15 protein-coding genes and 1 tRNA gene are annotated in these 13,696 nt (G+C 68.6%); 1 reads left to right on the top strand and 15 read right to left on the bottom strand.

What is annotated here, in order from left to right; genetic code table 11:
- Positions 1 to 28: 28 nt before the first annotated feature.
- The 14 genes from ACFI33_RS05515 to ACFI33_RS05450 all read right to left on the bottom strand — a co-directional run bounded on the left by ACFI33_RS05515 (position 29) and on the right by ACFI33_RS05450 (position 13,142).
- Entirely contained in the window at positions 29 to 784 is a 756-nt protein-coding gene (locus ACFI33_RS05515; protein ID WP_462623813.1) for a hypothetical protein, read from the bottom strand.
- 268 nt (positions 785 to 1,052) lie between these two features.
- A complete protein-coding gene (locus ACFI33_RS05510; RefSeq protein WP_336574886.1) occupies positions 1,053 to 1,433 on the bottom strand; it encodes a hypothetical protein in 381 nt (126 codons plus the stop codon).
- A gap of 4 nt (positions 1,434 to 1,437) precedes the next feature.
- Positions 1,438 to 3,342, bottom strand: coding sequence for a TraM recognition domain-containing protein (locus tag ACFI33_RS05505; RefSeq protein ID WP_363932842.1), 1,905 nt, complete (start codon positions 3,340 to 3,342; stop codon positions 1,438 to 1,440).
- Entirely contained in the window at positions 3,342 to 4,844 is a 1,503-nt protein-coding gene (locus tag ACFI33_RS05500) for a conjugal transfer protein TraC (RefSeq protein WP_158184598.1), read from the bottom strand. The genes ACFI33_RS05505 and ACFI33_RS05500 overlap by 1 nt, the downstream gene beginning before the upstream one ends.
- Positions 4,844 to 6,433 (bottom strand): SCO6880 family protein, encoded by a 1,590-nt coding sequence (locus tag ACFI33_RS05495; RefSeq protein ID WP_036340692.1) that lies wholly within the window; start codon positions 6,431 to 6,433, stop codon positions 4,844 to 4,846. Before ACFI33_RS05495 ends, ACFI33_RS05500 begins: the two co-directional genes overlap by 1 nt.
- A complete protein-coding gene (locus ACFI33_RS05490) occupies positions 6,433 to 7,473 on the bottom strand; it encodes a type IV secretion system protein (protein ID WP_036340691.1) in 1,041 nt (346 codons plus the stop codon). Before ACFI33_RS05490 ends, ACFI33_RS05495 begins: the two co-directional genes overlap by 1 nt.
- A 32-nt stretch (positions 7,474 to 7,505) precedes the next feature.
- The gene (locus ACFI33_RS05485) at positions 7,506 to 7,811 is read right to left on the bottom strand and encodes a hypothetical protein (RefSeq protein WP_036340689.1); all 306 of its coding nucleotides are present in this window, start codon (positions 7,809 to 7,811) and stop codon (positions 7,506 to 7,508) included.
- Between the two features lie 183 nt (positions 7,812 to 7,994).
- Entirely contained in the window at positions 7,995 to 8,657 is a 663-nt protein-coding gene (locus tag ACFI33_RS05480; RefSeq protein ID WP_036340687.1) for a hypothetical protein, read from the bottom strand.
- 86 nt (positions 8,658 to 8,743) lie between these two features.
- Positions 8,744 to 9,040 (bottom strand): hypothetical protein, encoded by a 297-nt coding sequence (locus tag ACFI33_RS05475; RefSeq protein WP_036340685.1) that lies wholly within the window; start codon positions 9,038 to 9,040, stop codon positions 8,744 to 8,746.
- Positions 9,037 to 9,882 (bottom strand): RNA polymerase sigma factor, encoded by an 846-nt coding sequence (locus tag ACFI33_RS05470; RefSeq protein WP_227449005.1) that lies wholly within the window; start codon positions 9,880 to 9,882, stop codon positions 9,037 to 9,039. The genes ACFI33_RS05475 and ACFI33_RS05470 overlap by 4 nt, the downstream gene beginning before the upstream one ends.
- Positions 9,882 to 10,940 (bottom strand): helix-turn-helix domain-containing protein, encoded by a 1,059-nt coding sequence (locus tag ACFI33_RS05465; RefSeq protein WP_061873033.1) that lies wholly within the window; start codon positions 10,938 to 10,940, stop codon positions 9,882 to 9,884. The genes ACFI33_RS05470 and ACFI33_RS05465 overlap by 1 nt, the downstream gene beginning before the upstream one ends.
- Positions 10,937 to 12,070, bottom strand: a complete 1,134-nt coding sequence (locus ACFI33_RS05460) for a DUF2637 domain-containing protein (protein WP_036340683.1) — start codon at positions 12,068 to 12,070, stop codon at positions 10,937 to 10,939. Before ACFI33_RS05460 ends, ACFI33_RS05465 begins: the two co-directional genes overlap by 4 nt.
- Positions 12,067 to 12,903 (bottom strand): RNA polymerase sigma factor sigma-70 region 4 domain-containing protein, encoded by an 837-nt coding sequence (locus tag ACFI33_RS05455; RefSeq protein WP_049147141.1) that lies wholly within the window; start codon positions 12,901 to 12,903, stop codon positions 12,067 to 12,069. Before ACFI33_RS05455 ends, ACFI33_RS05460 begins: the two co-directional genes overlap by 4 nt.
- Positions 12,900 to 13,142, bottom strand: coding sequence for a helix-turn-helix domain-containing protein (locus ACFI33_RS05450; protein WP_078025801.1), 243 nt, complete (start codon positions 13,140 to 13,142; stop codon positions 12,900 to 12,902). Before ACFI33_RS05450 ends, ACFI33_RS05455 begins: the two co-directional genes overlap by 4 nt.
- On the opposite strand from ACFI33_RS05450, the gene ACFI33_RS05445 reads away from it, so the two are divergent.
- A complete protein-coding gene (locus ACFI33_RS05445) occupies positions 13,141 to 13,587 on the top strand; it encodes a helix-turn-helix domain-containing protein (protein WP_078025802.1) in 447 nt (148 codons plus the stop codon). The two genes, ACFI33_RS05450 and ACFI33_RS05445, sit on opposite strands and share 2 nt — an antisense overlap.
- Here ACFI33_RS05445 and ACFI33_RS05440 read toward each other — a convergent pair.
- A tRNA-Asn gene (locus ACFI33_RS05440) sits at positions 13,549 to 13,620 on the bottom strand. The two genes, ACFI33_RS05445 and ACFI33_RS05440, sit on opposite strands and share 39 nt — an antisense overlap.
- Positions 13,621 to 13,696: the final 76 nt, after the last annotated feature.

Raw genomic sequence — 13,696 nt, 5'->3', positions numbered from 1 at the left:
CCATCCTGCGGGGCGGGGCCCACTCGTCTCATCTCAGCCCGGGCCTCGTGCCAAGAACCTCATGACCCACAACAGCTAGGGGCGTGGAGGACGTCATCATCAGCTCTGCGGTAACCCCAGTCGATGTCCGACGGGAGGCAAGCCCCACAGGATTCGATAGAGCGATCTCCTCCCCGTCGCCGTTAAAGACCCGGGCACGCACATACTTCACACCCGCCTCCGGCCGCTCGAGGGCGTGCTGTTCACAGGTTGTCGCCGCCCATGCAGTGAAGTCGTCCTCGTCGTAGTCCAGGTTGAACGCTGGCCGGTCCCCGTACGCCTCCGGCTCTTTGTGCTGACCGATCTTCGCGCAGCCAGCCTCATCCACCATGCGACGCAGACGCGCGGTGAGCATCTCCACGTGCGGGTGCCACATCATCATCGGGCCCAGCCCCGGAGCCTGTTCCTCCCAGACCTTGTACTCCATGCACATCGCCGCATACAGCTCGGCCGTCAGGTCCGAGTGCTTGTACCAGCAGGGCGGCACTACCGAGGTCACCAGCCGGTACTCGGCCACGAACCAGTCGACCCACCGGCGCAGCGTGTTCCACGCCTCCCATTGGTGCTCAGCCTCGATCTCCCGCCACCGCGTGCCCATCCACACCGGCGGACCCTCGCCCGCGAGTTCCGCGGCGATCTCCGGGTCGACGTAGGGCAGCGGAGTCCCCGTCTGTCCGTCGTCATCGGCGGCCGCCGGCGCCTCCCAGTCCGTGAGCTCGTCGTCTTCAACCCAGGGTGATGTCATCAGTTCCGTCCTTCCCTCGTGTACCGGCGTGCTGGCCCGCCCAGCAGCCTCTCGAGCCGGGCGAACAGCTCCTCAACGGCCTCGCGCCCGCCTGCCCCGGTCGAGCACATGTAGCGATGTGCGGCGTCTTCGCAGGTCCCGCACAACCACACCCCGATTCCGCCGGCGGCACGACACTCGGCGCGGTCCAGGTGCCGTCCATCGGTGCAGTGCCACCTCGTGGAGACGGGCCGCTGGCACACATGGCACCGTGCACCCCCGTCGTCGCTCATGCCTGCCTCTGCCGGATCATCCTGGCCACGATCACGATCGTTGCCCGCCTGCGGTCCCATCCAAAGAACTCCTTCTTGCCGTCCATGATCTGATGCAGCCGCTGGTGATGATCCCGGCACAACGGCATCAGGTCGTTGTGCGCTTCGCGGGCCTGCCACCGGCCCTCCTCGTCCTGGCCCACGCCCTTGTACGAGACGTGGTGCAGGTCCAGGGTCCCAGCCTGGGACAGCGTGATCCCGCAGACCTGGCAGGCCGGCTCTTGGCCGGCCTGCCGGCAGTCTGCGAACCACCGCACCCGCCTGTACCCCCATGCCTGGGACCGCAGGTACCGCTTGTACTCGGCCGAGCTGGTGCGGTGCAGCCCGAACCTGCCCATGCCCTCACCGCACCGGGATCGCCGGGGCCGTCTCCGGCACCGGGTCCAACGCCGCCACGGAGTCCTCGGCCCGGTCCGCGTCGGTCGGTGTGGACGGGGCCGGGTCCTTGGACTCCAGCTCAGCCAGCAGCGCCTTCGAGTACCGCCCCGCGGCCTCCTTGATCTGCTTGCCGTCCTTGCGGTCCCACCAGCGGGTCATCTGCATCAGGATCGGACGCCCGTTGCGATTCAGCAGGACCCCCCACCCGAACGGCAGCCGACGCAGCTCCGCGACCGAGACCACCTCGGTGTCGTGGATCTGTTCGGAGACCGAGGTGTGGTCCTTGCCGCGAGACTTCGAGGTCCGCATGATCTTGCGTTGGCCGGCCAGCTTGGCGAACTGCTCCAGGTCGGACACGTTCGAGGCACCCCCGAGCTGGACCTTCACCGTGGCCGCATCGAACAGCGCCTGCGCCTGCTGCTCGCCCCACTCGTTGCGGGCCTGAGCCATCGACTGGAACACCGCGAACGGGGAGATGCCCACGCCGCCGCCGTCAGCCATGAGCTGGGTCAGCCCCGGCCAGGCACCGGAGATGTTCGCAATCTCATCGAGCACCAGCGACAGCGGCGGGTCGAGCCGGTTCCCGGGCGACTTCGCCGCCAGCTCGCGCGCCCGCTCGGTGATGGCGTCCATCATCGCGATCAGGAACGGCCCCGCCGACGAGCCGCCGGTCTTGGTGCCCACGATGTAGAGCGTCCCGCACTCGGTGAGGAACTTGTCGATGTCCAGGGTCTCCTCGAACCGGTTGGGCCGCAGCACGTCGCGGACCTCGGGCACCGACAGCCCCTTGACCGCACCCTCCACCCCGAACCACTTGGACTGGAGCAGCTTCGGGTCGCCCTCGATGATGCCCTTGAGCACCAGGTTCCAGTTCAGCGCGGCCTTGGGATGCTCGGTCAGGATCTTCACGGCCTCCTTGGCCTCGGCCGGGTTGTTGCCCCACCGCATCAGATCATCCACGGTGCGCTCACCCAGCGCCGCGGCGTGCAGCAGGCACTCCATGATCGTGATCGCCGGGGCCTGCCACTCCGCGTTCGAGCTGGAGGACCCCAGGCCAGAGGCACCGATCAGCGACGCCGCCCGCTGATTCGCCACACGCGGCTCATCACAGCCCGTGATCGGGGACCACTTCAACGTAGAGGGCTGACCGGTCAGCCCCTGCGGGTCGAACAGGGCCACCGGCCCCTTCTTCTTCCGCAGCTCGGCCGTGGCCCCCAGGTTGTCCGCGCGAGAGCTGGTCGTGATGACCGGGCCGGGCGCGTCGAGAATCGCGCCGATCAGCAGGTGCACGCCCTTGCCCGAGCGCGGCGGGCCGATCAGCACCACCGACTCCTCGAAGGACGCGAACACGTCCACGCCCTCGGCCTTGCCCAGCCGCATGGCCCCGTCCGTGATGGCCGGCTTCTTGATCGAGGGCCGGACCTTCTTCACCCGGGACAGCACCGACTTGCGGCCCACCGTCTTGGTGATCTCCGCAGACCTGGCCAGGCCCTCGCGCTCGCGCAGCTCCTTGATGAACTTCTTGTCCGACTGCTGGTACCGGCTCCACGCCGTCACCGCCACGCCGATCAGCACGAGGGCCAGCACCCCCAGACCGATCAGCCAGCCGATGACCCCGCCAGTGGTCGCCGTGCACCCCTGGACGGTGGCCCCGAACGCGGCCGGGTCGTGCTCGCCCACGAGGAAGCCCAGCGGCGCGAACAGCGAGTCCGGCTTGGTCGGTGCCCCGCAGTGGATACGCCCGGCCAGGAACCCGGCCAGCAGGTACGCCCCGTAGAGCAGCACGGCCGGACCGATGAGCCAGATCAGTGCCGTCTCGGCCGGGCTGTCCCCTTCCAGGACCGAGTTGTTGCCACGTTCAAGTCGCATCAGGCCACCGCCTCCTTCGCCTTGTCCATGCGCTCGTCCGTGTCGAACAGCGGCAGCTCGGCCCGCGTGAGCACGTTCTGCACCTCGAACGAGGAATCCCCCAGCCGCCACAGGCCCGTGCCCTTGGGCAGGGACCGCACCAGGGACCGCTCCCGGTCGGACAGTTCCATCTCCGACGTCGTGATCTTCAGCGCGGACCGGTCCTGCCGGTAGATCACCTTCACGTCGGCGTCGGCCAGCAGGGACCGGGCCATCGCGGCCATCTTCGAGTCCTGATCGCCAGCCATGTCCAGGTCAGCGATCTTGTGCAGCACGAGCACGTTGAAGATGCCGTACGCGCGGCTGAGTTTCCACTGCTCAACCATGCGCCGCAGGTCGGCCTCGGAGCTGATGTTGTCCCAGCCCTCTTCGTAGATCACGATCCGCTGCCCGCCGTCGCGGGTGGTGACCATCGCTTCGGTCCACGCGCCCGCGCACGCGTTGACCACGCGCACCGCCTCCGGGGAGGCACCCAGCAACGCGGACGTGTCGATGCTCGTCGCGCACGCCTGCCCATCCAGGACGACCGTGGTCTCCCCGTCGAACATGCCGGCCAGGTCGCCGGAGGACACGCGGCCCAACGTCATCATCGTCACCGACGCGGCCTCCGCCTTCATCGCGTCCGGGTCCGTGCGGGCCGCGTCCAGCGCCCGGATCACGTCCGGGATGATCGGCGGCCGGCCCTCGGCGTCCGCGACCGCCACGGCCGCGTCCAGGCCCGCCGAGAGCACGTGATGCTCAGGCGAGGTCATGTCCCGGTCGGTGAGGATCTTCACCAGGGCCACCAAGATGGACATGCGCCGGGTCCGCACCATCGAGGCCCACGCCCGGTCCGTCATCGGCTCGCCCTGCACGTCCGTCGAAGGCCGGGTGCCCGGGTCCAGCGGGTTCAGGCGCGTGTCCAGGCCAGGGCCGACCTGGATCACCGACCCGCCCAGGCCCTTGACCACACGGGTCCACTCGCCCTTCTTGTCCGAGGCCACCGAGAGCTTGCGCCCGGCCAGCACCTGCCGCACCGCCAGCGACTTGGCCAGCGACGACTTCCCGGTGCCGACCTGGCCGAACAGCATCATCGACATGCCCGAGATGATCCCGGCCTCATAGAGCGCCCACGGGTCGAAGCAGAACGCGCCGCCGCCGTGCATGTCCTTGCCGATCATCAGCCCGCGCGCACCCAGACCGGGGCCGGCCACGAACGGGTACGCCGTCGAGGCCGTGTGCGTCGTCGTGCGGACCGGCCGAGGGGCCAGCGTGCGCATCCCCCGCAGCTGCCGTGCCCCGCGCGGTCCGGCCTTGCCCCACTGCGGCTGAGGGAACCGCTCCTCCCGCGCCTCCCGGTTGCGCAGCCGCTGCGCCTGCGCCTGCGCCATCTTCATTTTCCGCTGAGCGACCCTGGCCTCACGCAGGGACATCTTGCCCGGCTCGATGATCTGGAACAGATCGACCTTCGGTTCTTCACGCATCAGAGCTTCATCCTTCCGAACGGCAGGGCACCGGCCACGAACGCCGCGTCCTGCTCCATCCACACCGGGCGCAGCTCGCACTCGGCCGTGATCCCGGAGGCCACGACCTCCGCCGCCGCGGACTCCAGTTCGGACCGCGAGGCCCCGGTCACCGTGACCAGCACGACGACCTCCACGCCCGTGTGCCGACGCCGCAGCTCGGCCTCCTCACGCTCGACGTCCTCCAGGGACTGGTCATGTTCCAACGAACCGATGCGACCGAGCTTGTTCATCAGCCGCGAGTTCGTGTGCCAGTCCGTCTTGCGCCGCTGCACGGACCGCACCGCGGCCCCACGCTCCACCGGCGCCAGGAACACCGAGACCGTGTGCCGGAAGTCCCCGGCGAACACCAGCTCGTCCAGGAACCCCAGCCGGGCCAGGTTCTGCGGCAGCTCGGAGACCTTGTAGGTGCGGTGGTAGTTCCCGTCCGTGACCATGTGGCCCGCATGGACCTCCACGGCCATCGGTCCCGCGCTCGAGGGCGCGGTGCCCGCCGTCTTCCCGTCCGCCTTCATGGTCGAGACCATCACCGAGGCGTCCGGGTCGAACGCCGACCGCGAGAGGCCGGCCAGCGTGCGCGGGGAGTGCCAGGCGGTCACCTGGGTCCCCGAGCGCGGCAGCGTGCTCTCCACCGTCGTCATCAGCTTGAGCATGTGCTCCATGAGCGCCGGGGTGCCCCCGCCGAGCGCCTTGACCTGAGAGGTGATCTTCGACGGGGAGACCACCAGCGTCAGCCACTGCTCGTGCACCGGCATCGACTGGGCCTCCTTCATCAGCTCACGGAACGCCTGGTCCAGGAACGGGTCGATGCTTGCCCCTGTCCGGCCCGCGCCCTCCTGCTTGGACTCGTAGAAGTCCTCCACGGCCGCACCGGAGATGAGCGTCGTCTGATCGGAAGCCTGAATCCGCACCACACCCGGCAGACGCGACAGCGCCGCCAGCGACGATCCCCACGACAGGGACCGTTCCTCCTGAGCGTCGAAGGACTCCAGGTCAAAGCCCCGCGTCGTCATGACCTTCGCGCAGACCACCGCTTCCCGGGCGCGCGGGTCCCAGACGAACCCGGCCCCGTTGGGCATCGCGTAGACCATCAGCTCGCCGGCCACACCCGGCAGCCGGAACCGTGCCGGCTCACCCGGCTTGATCCGCCCCTTCGCGTCGCGCTGGGCCTGCGGCCCTGCCTCGCTCACGGGTGCCTGCGGCTCGCCGTCCACCAGCTCCAGCACGTGTGCCGGGGCCATCCCCTGGCGGTACTCGAGCTGATCCGTTGCCCCGCGCCGCAGGTACTGCGCCGCCACCCACACCCAGCCAGGCAGGGACCGGCCACGGAACCGGGTCGCACCGAACGCGCCGATCACGGCCATCAGCCCGATGCCCACGAACATGGCCGGCCCGCCACGCAGGATGAACGCCATGCCGATCAGCACGCCGGCCAGCACCACGATCACCTGCTCCAGGGTCAGCCCCAGGATCAGTCCCTGAGTCCGTTCCTGGGGGAATCGGACGTCGTCGTACTCCGAGTCCATCGACTCCTGAATCATCGTTGCCATCAGCGGCCTCCTCGCATCACCATCGCCCCGGCACGCTGGCGCATCCGGCCAGCCCGCGCCGAAACGCCCCGCATCGAATTCATTGCTCCACGCCCGGCCCGGCTCGCGGCCATCACGCCCGCCTGTTCAGCCTGCCCGGCACCGCCAGCCAGCCACGCGGTGACTGCAAGCATGAAGATCGGCATGGCCGCGGCCACGAACACCAGCACCATGCCAGCCACGGTCTGCACCCAGTCCGTGGACAATGCCGCCATCGCCATGCCCAGCCGCACGACGGCGGCTGCGAGCGGCCCGGCCATGATCAGCCCCAGCATCATCGACAGCCACCGCCCCGCCAGCGCCTTGGCCGGCTCCAGGGCCAGCGAGAAGATCGCCGGGGGCGCGAACGAGGCCAAGATCAGAATCAGCACCAGACGGAAGATCATCATCGCCATCAGCACGAAGCAGGCGAAGAAGATCACCAGCGCGATGATCACCGCGACCACGATCATCCCGTTTCCCGAGTTCTCGCTGGCCATCTCCCACTGCGCGAAGTTCTCGTCCAGCAGGATCTTGTCGTTGGCGGCGTCGTAGGTCAGACCGAACAGTCCCAGCACGCCGGCTACCGCCTCGTCCTCGCCATCGGTGCCACCGGAACCGACCCGCAAGATCCACAAGGTCAGCTGCTGGGTCGCCCCCATCGCCATCCACACCAGCCCGACCACCACGTAGGTCGCCGGGATGCTGAACACCGCCGCCAGGAACGCGCGCACCATGCCCGCCGTGGACCCGCGCACCGCCGAGAGCACGACCTGCACGGCCACGAAGATCACCAGCAGCGGGATCATCGCCACCACGATGATGTTCAGCATCCCCGGGTGGTCGATCACCGTGCTCTCGCCACCGGCCACCGTCGTGGTGACCTGACCGCCGACGACCGTGACCCACCACTCCGGGGTCAGCGCACCCACGGAGAAAGCCTGCTCGATCAGCCCGGCAGCGGCCTTCGCCAGCCCCAGGATCGAACCCCGCAGGAACTCCTCGAAGTCCTTCTCCCACATCGTTCTCTCCCTCCGTGAGTGCGCTCAGGACCTCAGAACAGCGGCAGGCCGGCGCCCCAGCCGATCAGGCTCGCGGCACCGGCGATCAGGGCCGCAGCCACGATGCCCCAGACCACGAAGCTGATACCCACGTCCTGCGCGCGGCCGCTCGAGGAGAGCTTGCCGAAGATCCAGACCAGCACGCCGATGCCGACGGCGACGATCAGGACGACCAGGAAGGTGCCCAACGCCAGGCCAGTGACGTTCTGGATGGTGGGCATCCACGGCCCGTCGAAGCGCGGTGCGATGTCCGGGACACCGGCAGCCACCGTGGTGGCCGCGTGAATCAGATTGCTCATCAGAGGTCCTCCCGTAGGGATGTGATGTGACGACGGCCCGGATGTCTTCCGGCCCGCGCGGGCACCTCCCGCCCGCTGCCAGATGTACGACGCGCCGCACCGCCACGCATGTCACCTGTCCCGCACACGAGAAAGCCCCCACCCACTGCATCCGCAGCAGGTGGGGGCAACTCCCAGATCAGATCAAGAGCAGTTCTGACCCCGCGTCAGCGTCAGGGTCCGCCCGGTCTGAGCACCGTTGGTCAGCGACTGACGCGCCACGTGCACCTCGACCGGCGAGCACTCGGCCGTGGCCTCGTTCTGCGCCGAGCAGTCCGGCTCACCCGACCCGTTCACCTCGCCCGTGGCGTACCACTTCACCGATGTGACGACCGTGTACGAGGATTCCGTGCCGGTAGGCTCCTTGCCCCACTCGTACCCGTCCAGGGCGGGCTGTCCACCGAGCAACGTACTGATCACACGCTCACGCTCTGCCCGATCCGGGGACGGCTCCTCCTTGTCGAAGTCCCGCACCGCCTGCCGGTTGCAGGTCTGCTTCGGGGCGTTCTTCTCGATCGCGACCGACTGTGGCCTGGCCCCGGCGGGCATCAGCTCGCTCGTGCCCAGCCCAGCCCCCCAGCTCGTGCCGGCCGTGCCAGCGCCCAGCACCGTCGCCCCCACCGCCGCCAACGCGACCATCGTCCACCCCTTGCGCATCCCGCCAGGTGAGAACAAGGCCCTGCCCCACACCGCCAGCGCCACGCCAGCCCCCACCGCCAGGATCAGCACGACCAGCGCCGTCCCGACCACCCATCCACTGATCTGTGACCACCCCGACAGCCCGTCCGGGTTGATTCCGTTCAACATGTCCGACTCCTCGCCGCTCGTCTGGCCCGCTCTTGCTTCGTTGCCGTGTCTCGTCCTGGGTTCGCGGTCCCCACCGCGAAGGTCTGTCAGCGCGCCATCGCCTGCACCACCAGCACCCACACCACGAGCACCGCCAGCGCCACGGCCGCGATCACCCACCGACCCCGCGCCGAGTCCCACGCGTCCGGTACCCGCTCCTGCCACGACGTCGGCAGCGGCGCGTCCACGGACTCCGCCACCCACCGCCGCCCGGCCTCGCCTGCGCGCTGGCGCAGTCGCCGCACGGACGCGACCAGTCCCCGGTCCCGCTCTACGTAGACCACGCGCGGCTCCTGACCCTCCGGGACGTCATGGCTCTGCTCGAACTCCGTCTGCTCGCTCACTTCTCTGCCCTCTCGTTTCGGATCACCGTTGTCGCCACCCTCAGCAGGTGCCGTGTCTCGGCCAGGTACTGCCGACTCGTGGAGTGGCTGAACCCGGTGGCCTGCATGACGTCCTCGACCGTGACCGCTTCCATCCGGCCCCCCGCCTGCGCGCAGGCCAACGCGACCTGCCGCGCCCAGTCCCCCGCGTCCCCGTCGTCGGGAAGGCAGCTGATCAGCACACGCATCGTCACCGCCTGCCCCGAACGGGCCACCTCCTGCGCCGCCCGGACCACCCGGGCACAGCGCACCAGCTCACGCCGGGCCTGACGCAGTGCGGTCACCGAGACGCCCATCGCCTCCGATGCCGCCACGACGTCATCCCCGAACGCCAGCACCACGGCCAGGGCACGGGCCGTCATCTCCGAGGACTCCATGACCGACTCGACCACCCGCATCACCTCCGCGACTTCCCGGTGTGCAGCCAGCGCTTCAACCACAGCCTCGGCCGGGTCCTCCATGACCGTCGACACCGCGGTCTTCTCCCGCGCCACCGCGGAAGCCTCCAGCGCCTCCTGGCCCGCCCGCGACCGGCCGACCGCCCGCAGATGATCCACCGCTCGGTTCCGGGCGATGGTGCCGACCCAGGTCCGCAGGGAACCCCGGTCCGGATCGAACCGCTCCCGGGAGTGCCACGCGGACTCCCACGTGCTCTGGAGCACGTCCTCGACGACGTCGCCGTTGCCCGAGGGTCCGAGTACGGCCACCACCGTGCCTCGCACCGAGGCCACCGCTTCCGCCAGCTCGTCACCGGTCACCAGCACCATCCCCGCCGGAGCCACCCGGTCCGCCTGCCCGGTCATCAGTCCACCGCCTCCATCAACGCCCGTGGCATCGCCCGCCGCTCCAGCCGGCAGTGCGGGCAGTCTGCAAGCACGGCCTGCCCGTACGCCGGGATGTGCACGTCCGGGTCCTGGCACGGCTCACCGGTCCGCAGCTCACGCACCTGCCCCGAAGCAGCCGGAGCCTGAGTCACGGCGACCGGCCGGGGCCGGGTCACAGCGACCAATTCCTCGAACTCCGAGGCCAAGGACCGCGCCACGAAGGCCGTGGGCTTGCGCACCGGCCCCGAGGCCCGCGCCAAGACCACGTCCACGATGGACCGCAGCTGCCCGTCTCCGAGGTCCGCAGCCGCCGGCACCCGCTGAACCAAGTCCGCCAGGACCACACCCCGATGGACCAGCCCCACGCCTTCCCCACCGTCGATGACCTGATCGGTCCGTCGTCCGTCGTCCGTCGTCGTCTCCGCGCGCACTGCACCGGACTGACGGACTGACGGACGGACAGATGAGGGTTCTTGAGGGTTAGTCCGCGCGCGATCCTTATAGTCGGCAAAGTCGTGATTGTCGGGTGAGTCCGCCGAAATTGTCGGGTGAGTCGACTCACCCGACAGATTGTCGGGTCGCGTGTTCATGCGGGTCTCAGATTTACCCGACAGATTGTCGGGTCGCGTCTTCGTGCGGGTCTCAGATTTACCCGACAGATTGTCGGGTCGCGTCTTCGTGCGGGTCTCAGATTTACCCGACAGATTGTCGGGTCGCGTGTTCATGCGGGTCTCGGCGTCTTGGACAAGGTCGTTCAGGGCCTCTTCGCGGAGGTAGTACCTCAAGCCGATCCGCCCGCGCCCGTCCCCGTAGCGAGACTCGGTGTCCACCAGGCCCAGGTCTCGCAGGCGGGCGATGTGCCGCTCCACCGAACGCACCGTCTGGGCCGACCGCCGGGCCAACAACTCCTGGCTCGGGTGGCACGACCACGCCTCGTCCGCATGGTCACCCAGCAGCAAAAGCACGAACGCCTGGCCGGTGTTGAGTTGGCCTGTCTCCGCGACTTTCTGCGCCCACTTCATCGCTTCGATGCTCATGCCTGCTCCTCCTCGGTCCCGAATGCCTCGGCGTGCGCCTCACGGGCATCGGCCAAGCGGCGGCGCCCGGTGCGCTCTGAGCACCCGAACTTCTCTGCGACCTCCGCCGCCGAGGGCACCTGGCCCTCCTGCGCGCGGGACACGATCCATGCGGTGATGTCCGCACCCGATGCCTTCTCCACCGTCTTCGTCTCTGCGGCGACCGGCTCTGACGACGCCACGGTCTCGACGACCTCGATCCCCTGGGCGACCTGCGATTCCTCGACCACGGCCTGCGGAACCTCGCGGGCCTCGCGTTCGGTCTCGAGTTTGGCTTGACGCTCCATCCGTTCCAGCTCCTGCCGGTGCCGAGCCTCGGCCACCTCGGCCTCCCGCTCGGCCTCGCGCCGCTGGGCCTCGATCTGCCAGCGGCTCGCTGCGAGTTCGGCCTCCAGCTCCGCGCGCTGACGATCCAGCTCCGCCTGAGCCTTCAGCTGCTCTGCTTCCTCCGACACCTGCGATGCGCGCTCGGCCCGCCGCGAGTCCGGGTTCTCCACCGCGACCCGCGCCAGCTGATCCGTGGCCACGAACACCGCCACCGGAACCATCACCGCGATGAGCGCACCCACCACGGACTGCCACACGCTCGCGTTCTCAGCACTCCACGCATGCGCCCCGTTGGCGATCATCGACAGCCCCGTGAACGCCCCCAGCGCCCACCACGACGCCCGCGCGGACTCCCCTCGAGACTCGTGCACCAGTACGGAGCCTGCGTAGACCAGGATCGCCAGGTCTATGAAGACCGGCACTGCCCAATGCATGAACGGCGGCAGCCCCAGCCACGCCGCGACCTCGTACAGCGCCGCGAACGAAATGGAGAACGCCACCAGCCCGGCCACAGCGGTCCCGGCCACCACGGCCCGGATGAACCGCCCATCGTTCGGGTTGACCCGGCGCGGAAGCGTCCGAATCCCACTGTCCGTGGGCCGCGCCCCGGTGCTATCCTTTGAGTGCTCGACCAGCGTGTTCTTTGGAATGTGCACCGTCTCGGATTGAGCGTTTTCGGAAGCCCCGACAGCCTGCCCGCTGGCCGGGGCTTCCGCCCTTTTCGGCCCAGACGTTCGGGCCTCCCACATCTGCTGCGCGCTCATCGCGTGCCCTCCTCGATCTTCTTCAGCACCTCATCCAGGTCGTCCACCGCGTCCCGCAGCGTCGACCGGATCTCCGCCTGGGACTCGCCCTCGACATGCCCCACGGACCGGATCACGTGCGCCAGCGTCCGCACGCACCGCACCGAGTCCCACACGACCCCGTGCAAGTCCTCGTCTTCGACCAGCGCCTTACCCGTCGCCGGAGACACCAGCGAGGCCACCGGGGTAGCCGCCTTGATCAGCGCTGGCACCGCGGCCGCACCCGACCCGTTGAACGCAGTCAGCACACGACGCGCGCGGTTCTTCTGTTCCTCGTCGTGCCGGACCAAGTCCAGCGGCTCGATCCCGAAGTCTTCGGCCGGCATATCCAAGACCGCGTCAACGTCACTTTGACCACCTCGGACCCCCATGGAGGGCTCGAGGTTTCCAATGCGAGCGGGCCTCGTGGCCTCGTAGGTCTTCCCGTCGACCCCGACGACGGAGGCCGGTGCACGTCCAGGTGCGTCTTTTGACGCACCTGCGTGCTTAAGCTCCCGCCGCACCGTGGCCTCACTGATCTGTGTCGCGGATGCGATCGCCCGAGTACTCATCCCCACCTCACGGAGGGACAGCACGATGTCCTGTCGCTTTTCCAGCGGTGGCCGAAGATGCAAGTTGCCGAACTCCCGAGTCACGTACTCGTCCCAGCTCCGGTACCCCAGAACTTCCCAAGCCCGCCCCCGATACGCGGACCGGATCAGGTGGTACACGGATTCCAGGCCGGTCTTGATCTGGTCTGTGACTTCTCGCGCCGCCTCTGGGGTGTAGGCCAGCTGAAGTGAATGGACGTTCATGCCTCGGCCAGCTGTTCATCTGCAGCATCGATGCCGGCTACCAACGTCGCGAACGGCACGCCCAGGACACGGGCGAGCTCCAGCAGCTCGCCTAGGCGGAATTCGACCTGCCCGGACATCCGCTTGGAAAGACCGTCCGGGGTGAGACCGGCCAGTGCCGCTGCGCGGGCCTGGGTTAGGTCTCGTCTACTGATTTCGGCTGCCAGGTTCGACCTGACGCAACGGGTGTGATTGCTCATGGCCCACACTGTATGCGCTGTGCGCATATCTGCCCAGCCCTCGCCTTGCGGTCATCGCAACTTTTTTTCTCTGACCTTGTGCGCCGTTCGCCTGAGCCATAGGGTCTTGCCCATGACGAAGTCGAACGAAGAGAGCGGCTCGGATTTCAATTCGATGGTCGCCGCAGAGGTGCGTGCTTGGCTCGCCCGCTCCGGCAAACGCCAGGCAGACCTAGCAGCGGCGCTCGGCGTCTCACAGAGCGGCATCTCACACCGGCTTCGCGCGCGGGTGGCCTTTACGTTGGAGGAGCTGGCCACCATCGCGGAGGTCTTCGACATCACGCTCGCGGAACTGCTCGGCCCGGTCATCCTCCAGGCACGAAGAAGCCCCCACACCGACATGGTCGGTGCAGGGGCTTCAGGATCGCTCCCCCGGTTGGATTCGAACCAACAACCCTTCGATTAACAGTCGAATGCTCTGCCGTTGAGCTACGGGGGAATGTGCCGCGAACCACCGGAGCCGTTCGGACAACGGATGGAACTCTACCAGAGCCCCTGCCTGCGCGCCACCCGGC

Source organism: Micrococcus sp. PSi08 (assembly GCF_054960655.1).
The sequence above is the reverse complement of the archived record's forward strand: the minus strand, read 5'-3'. Positions and strand labels throughout refer to the sequence as shown.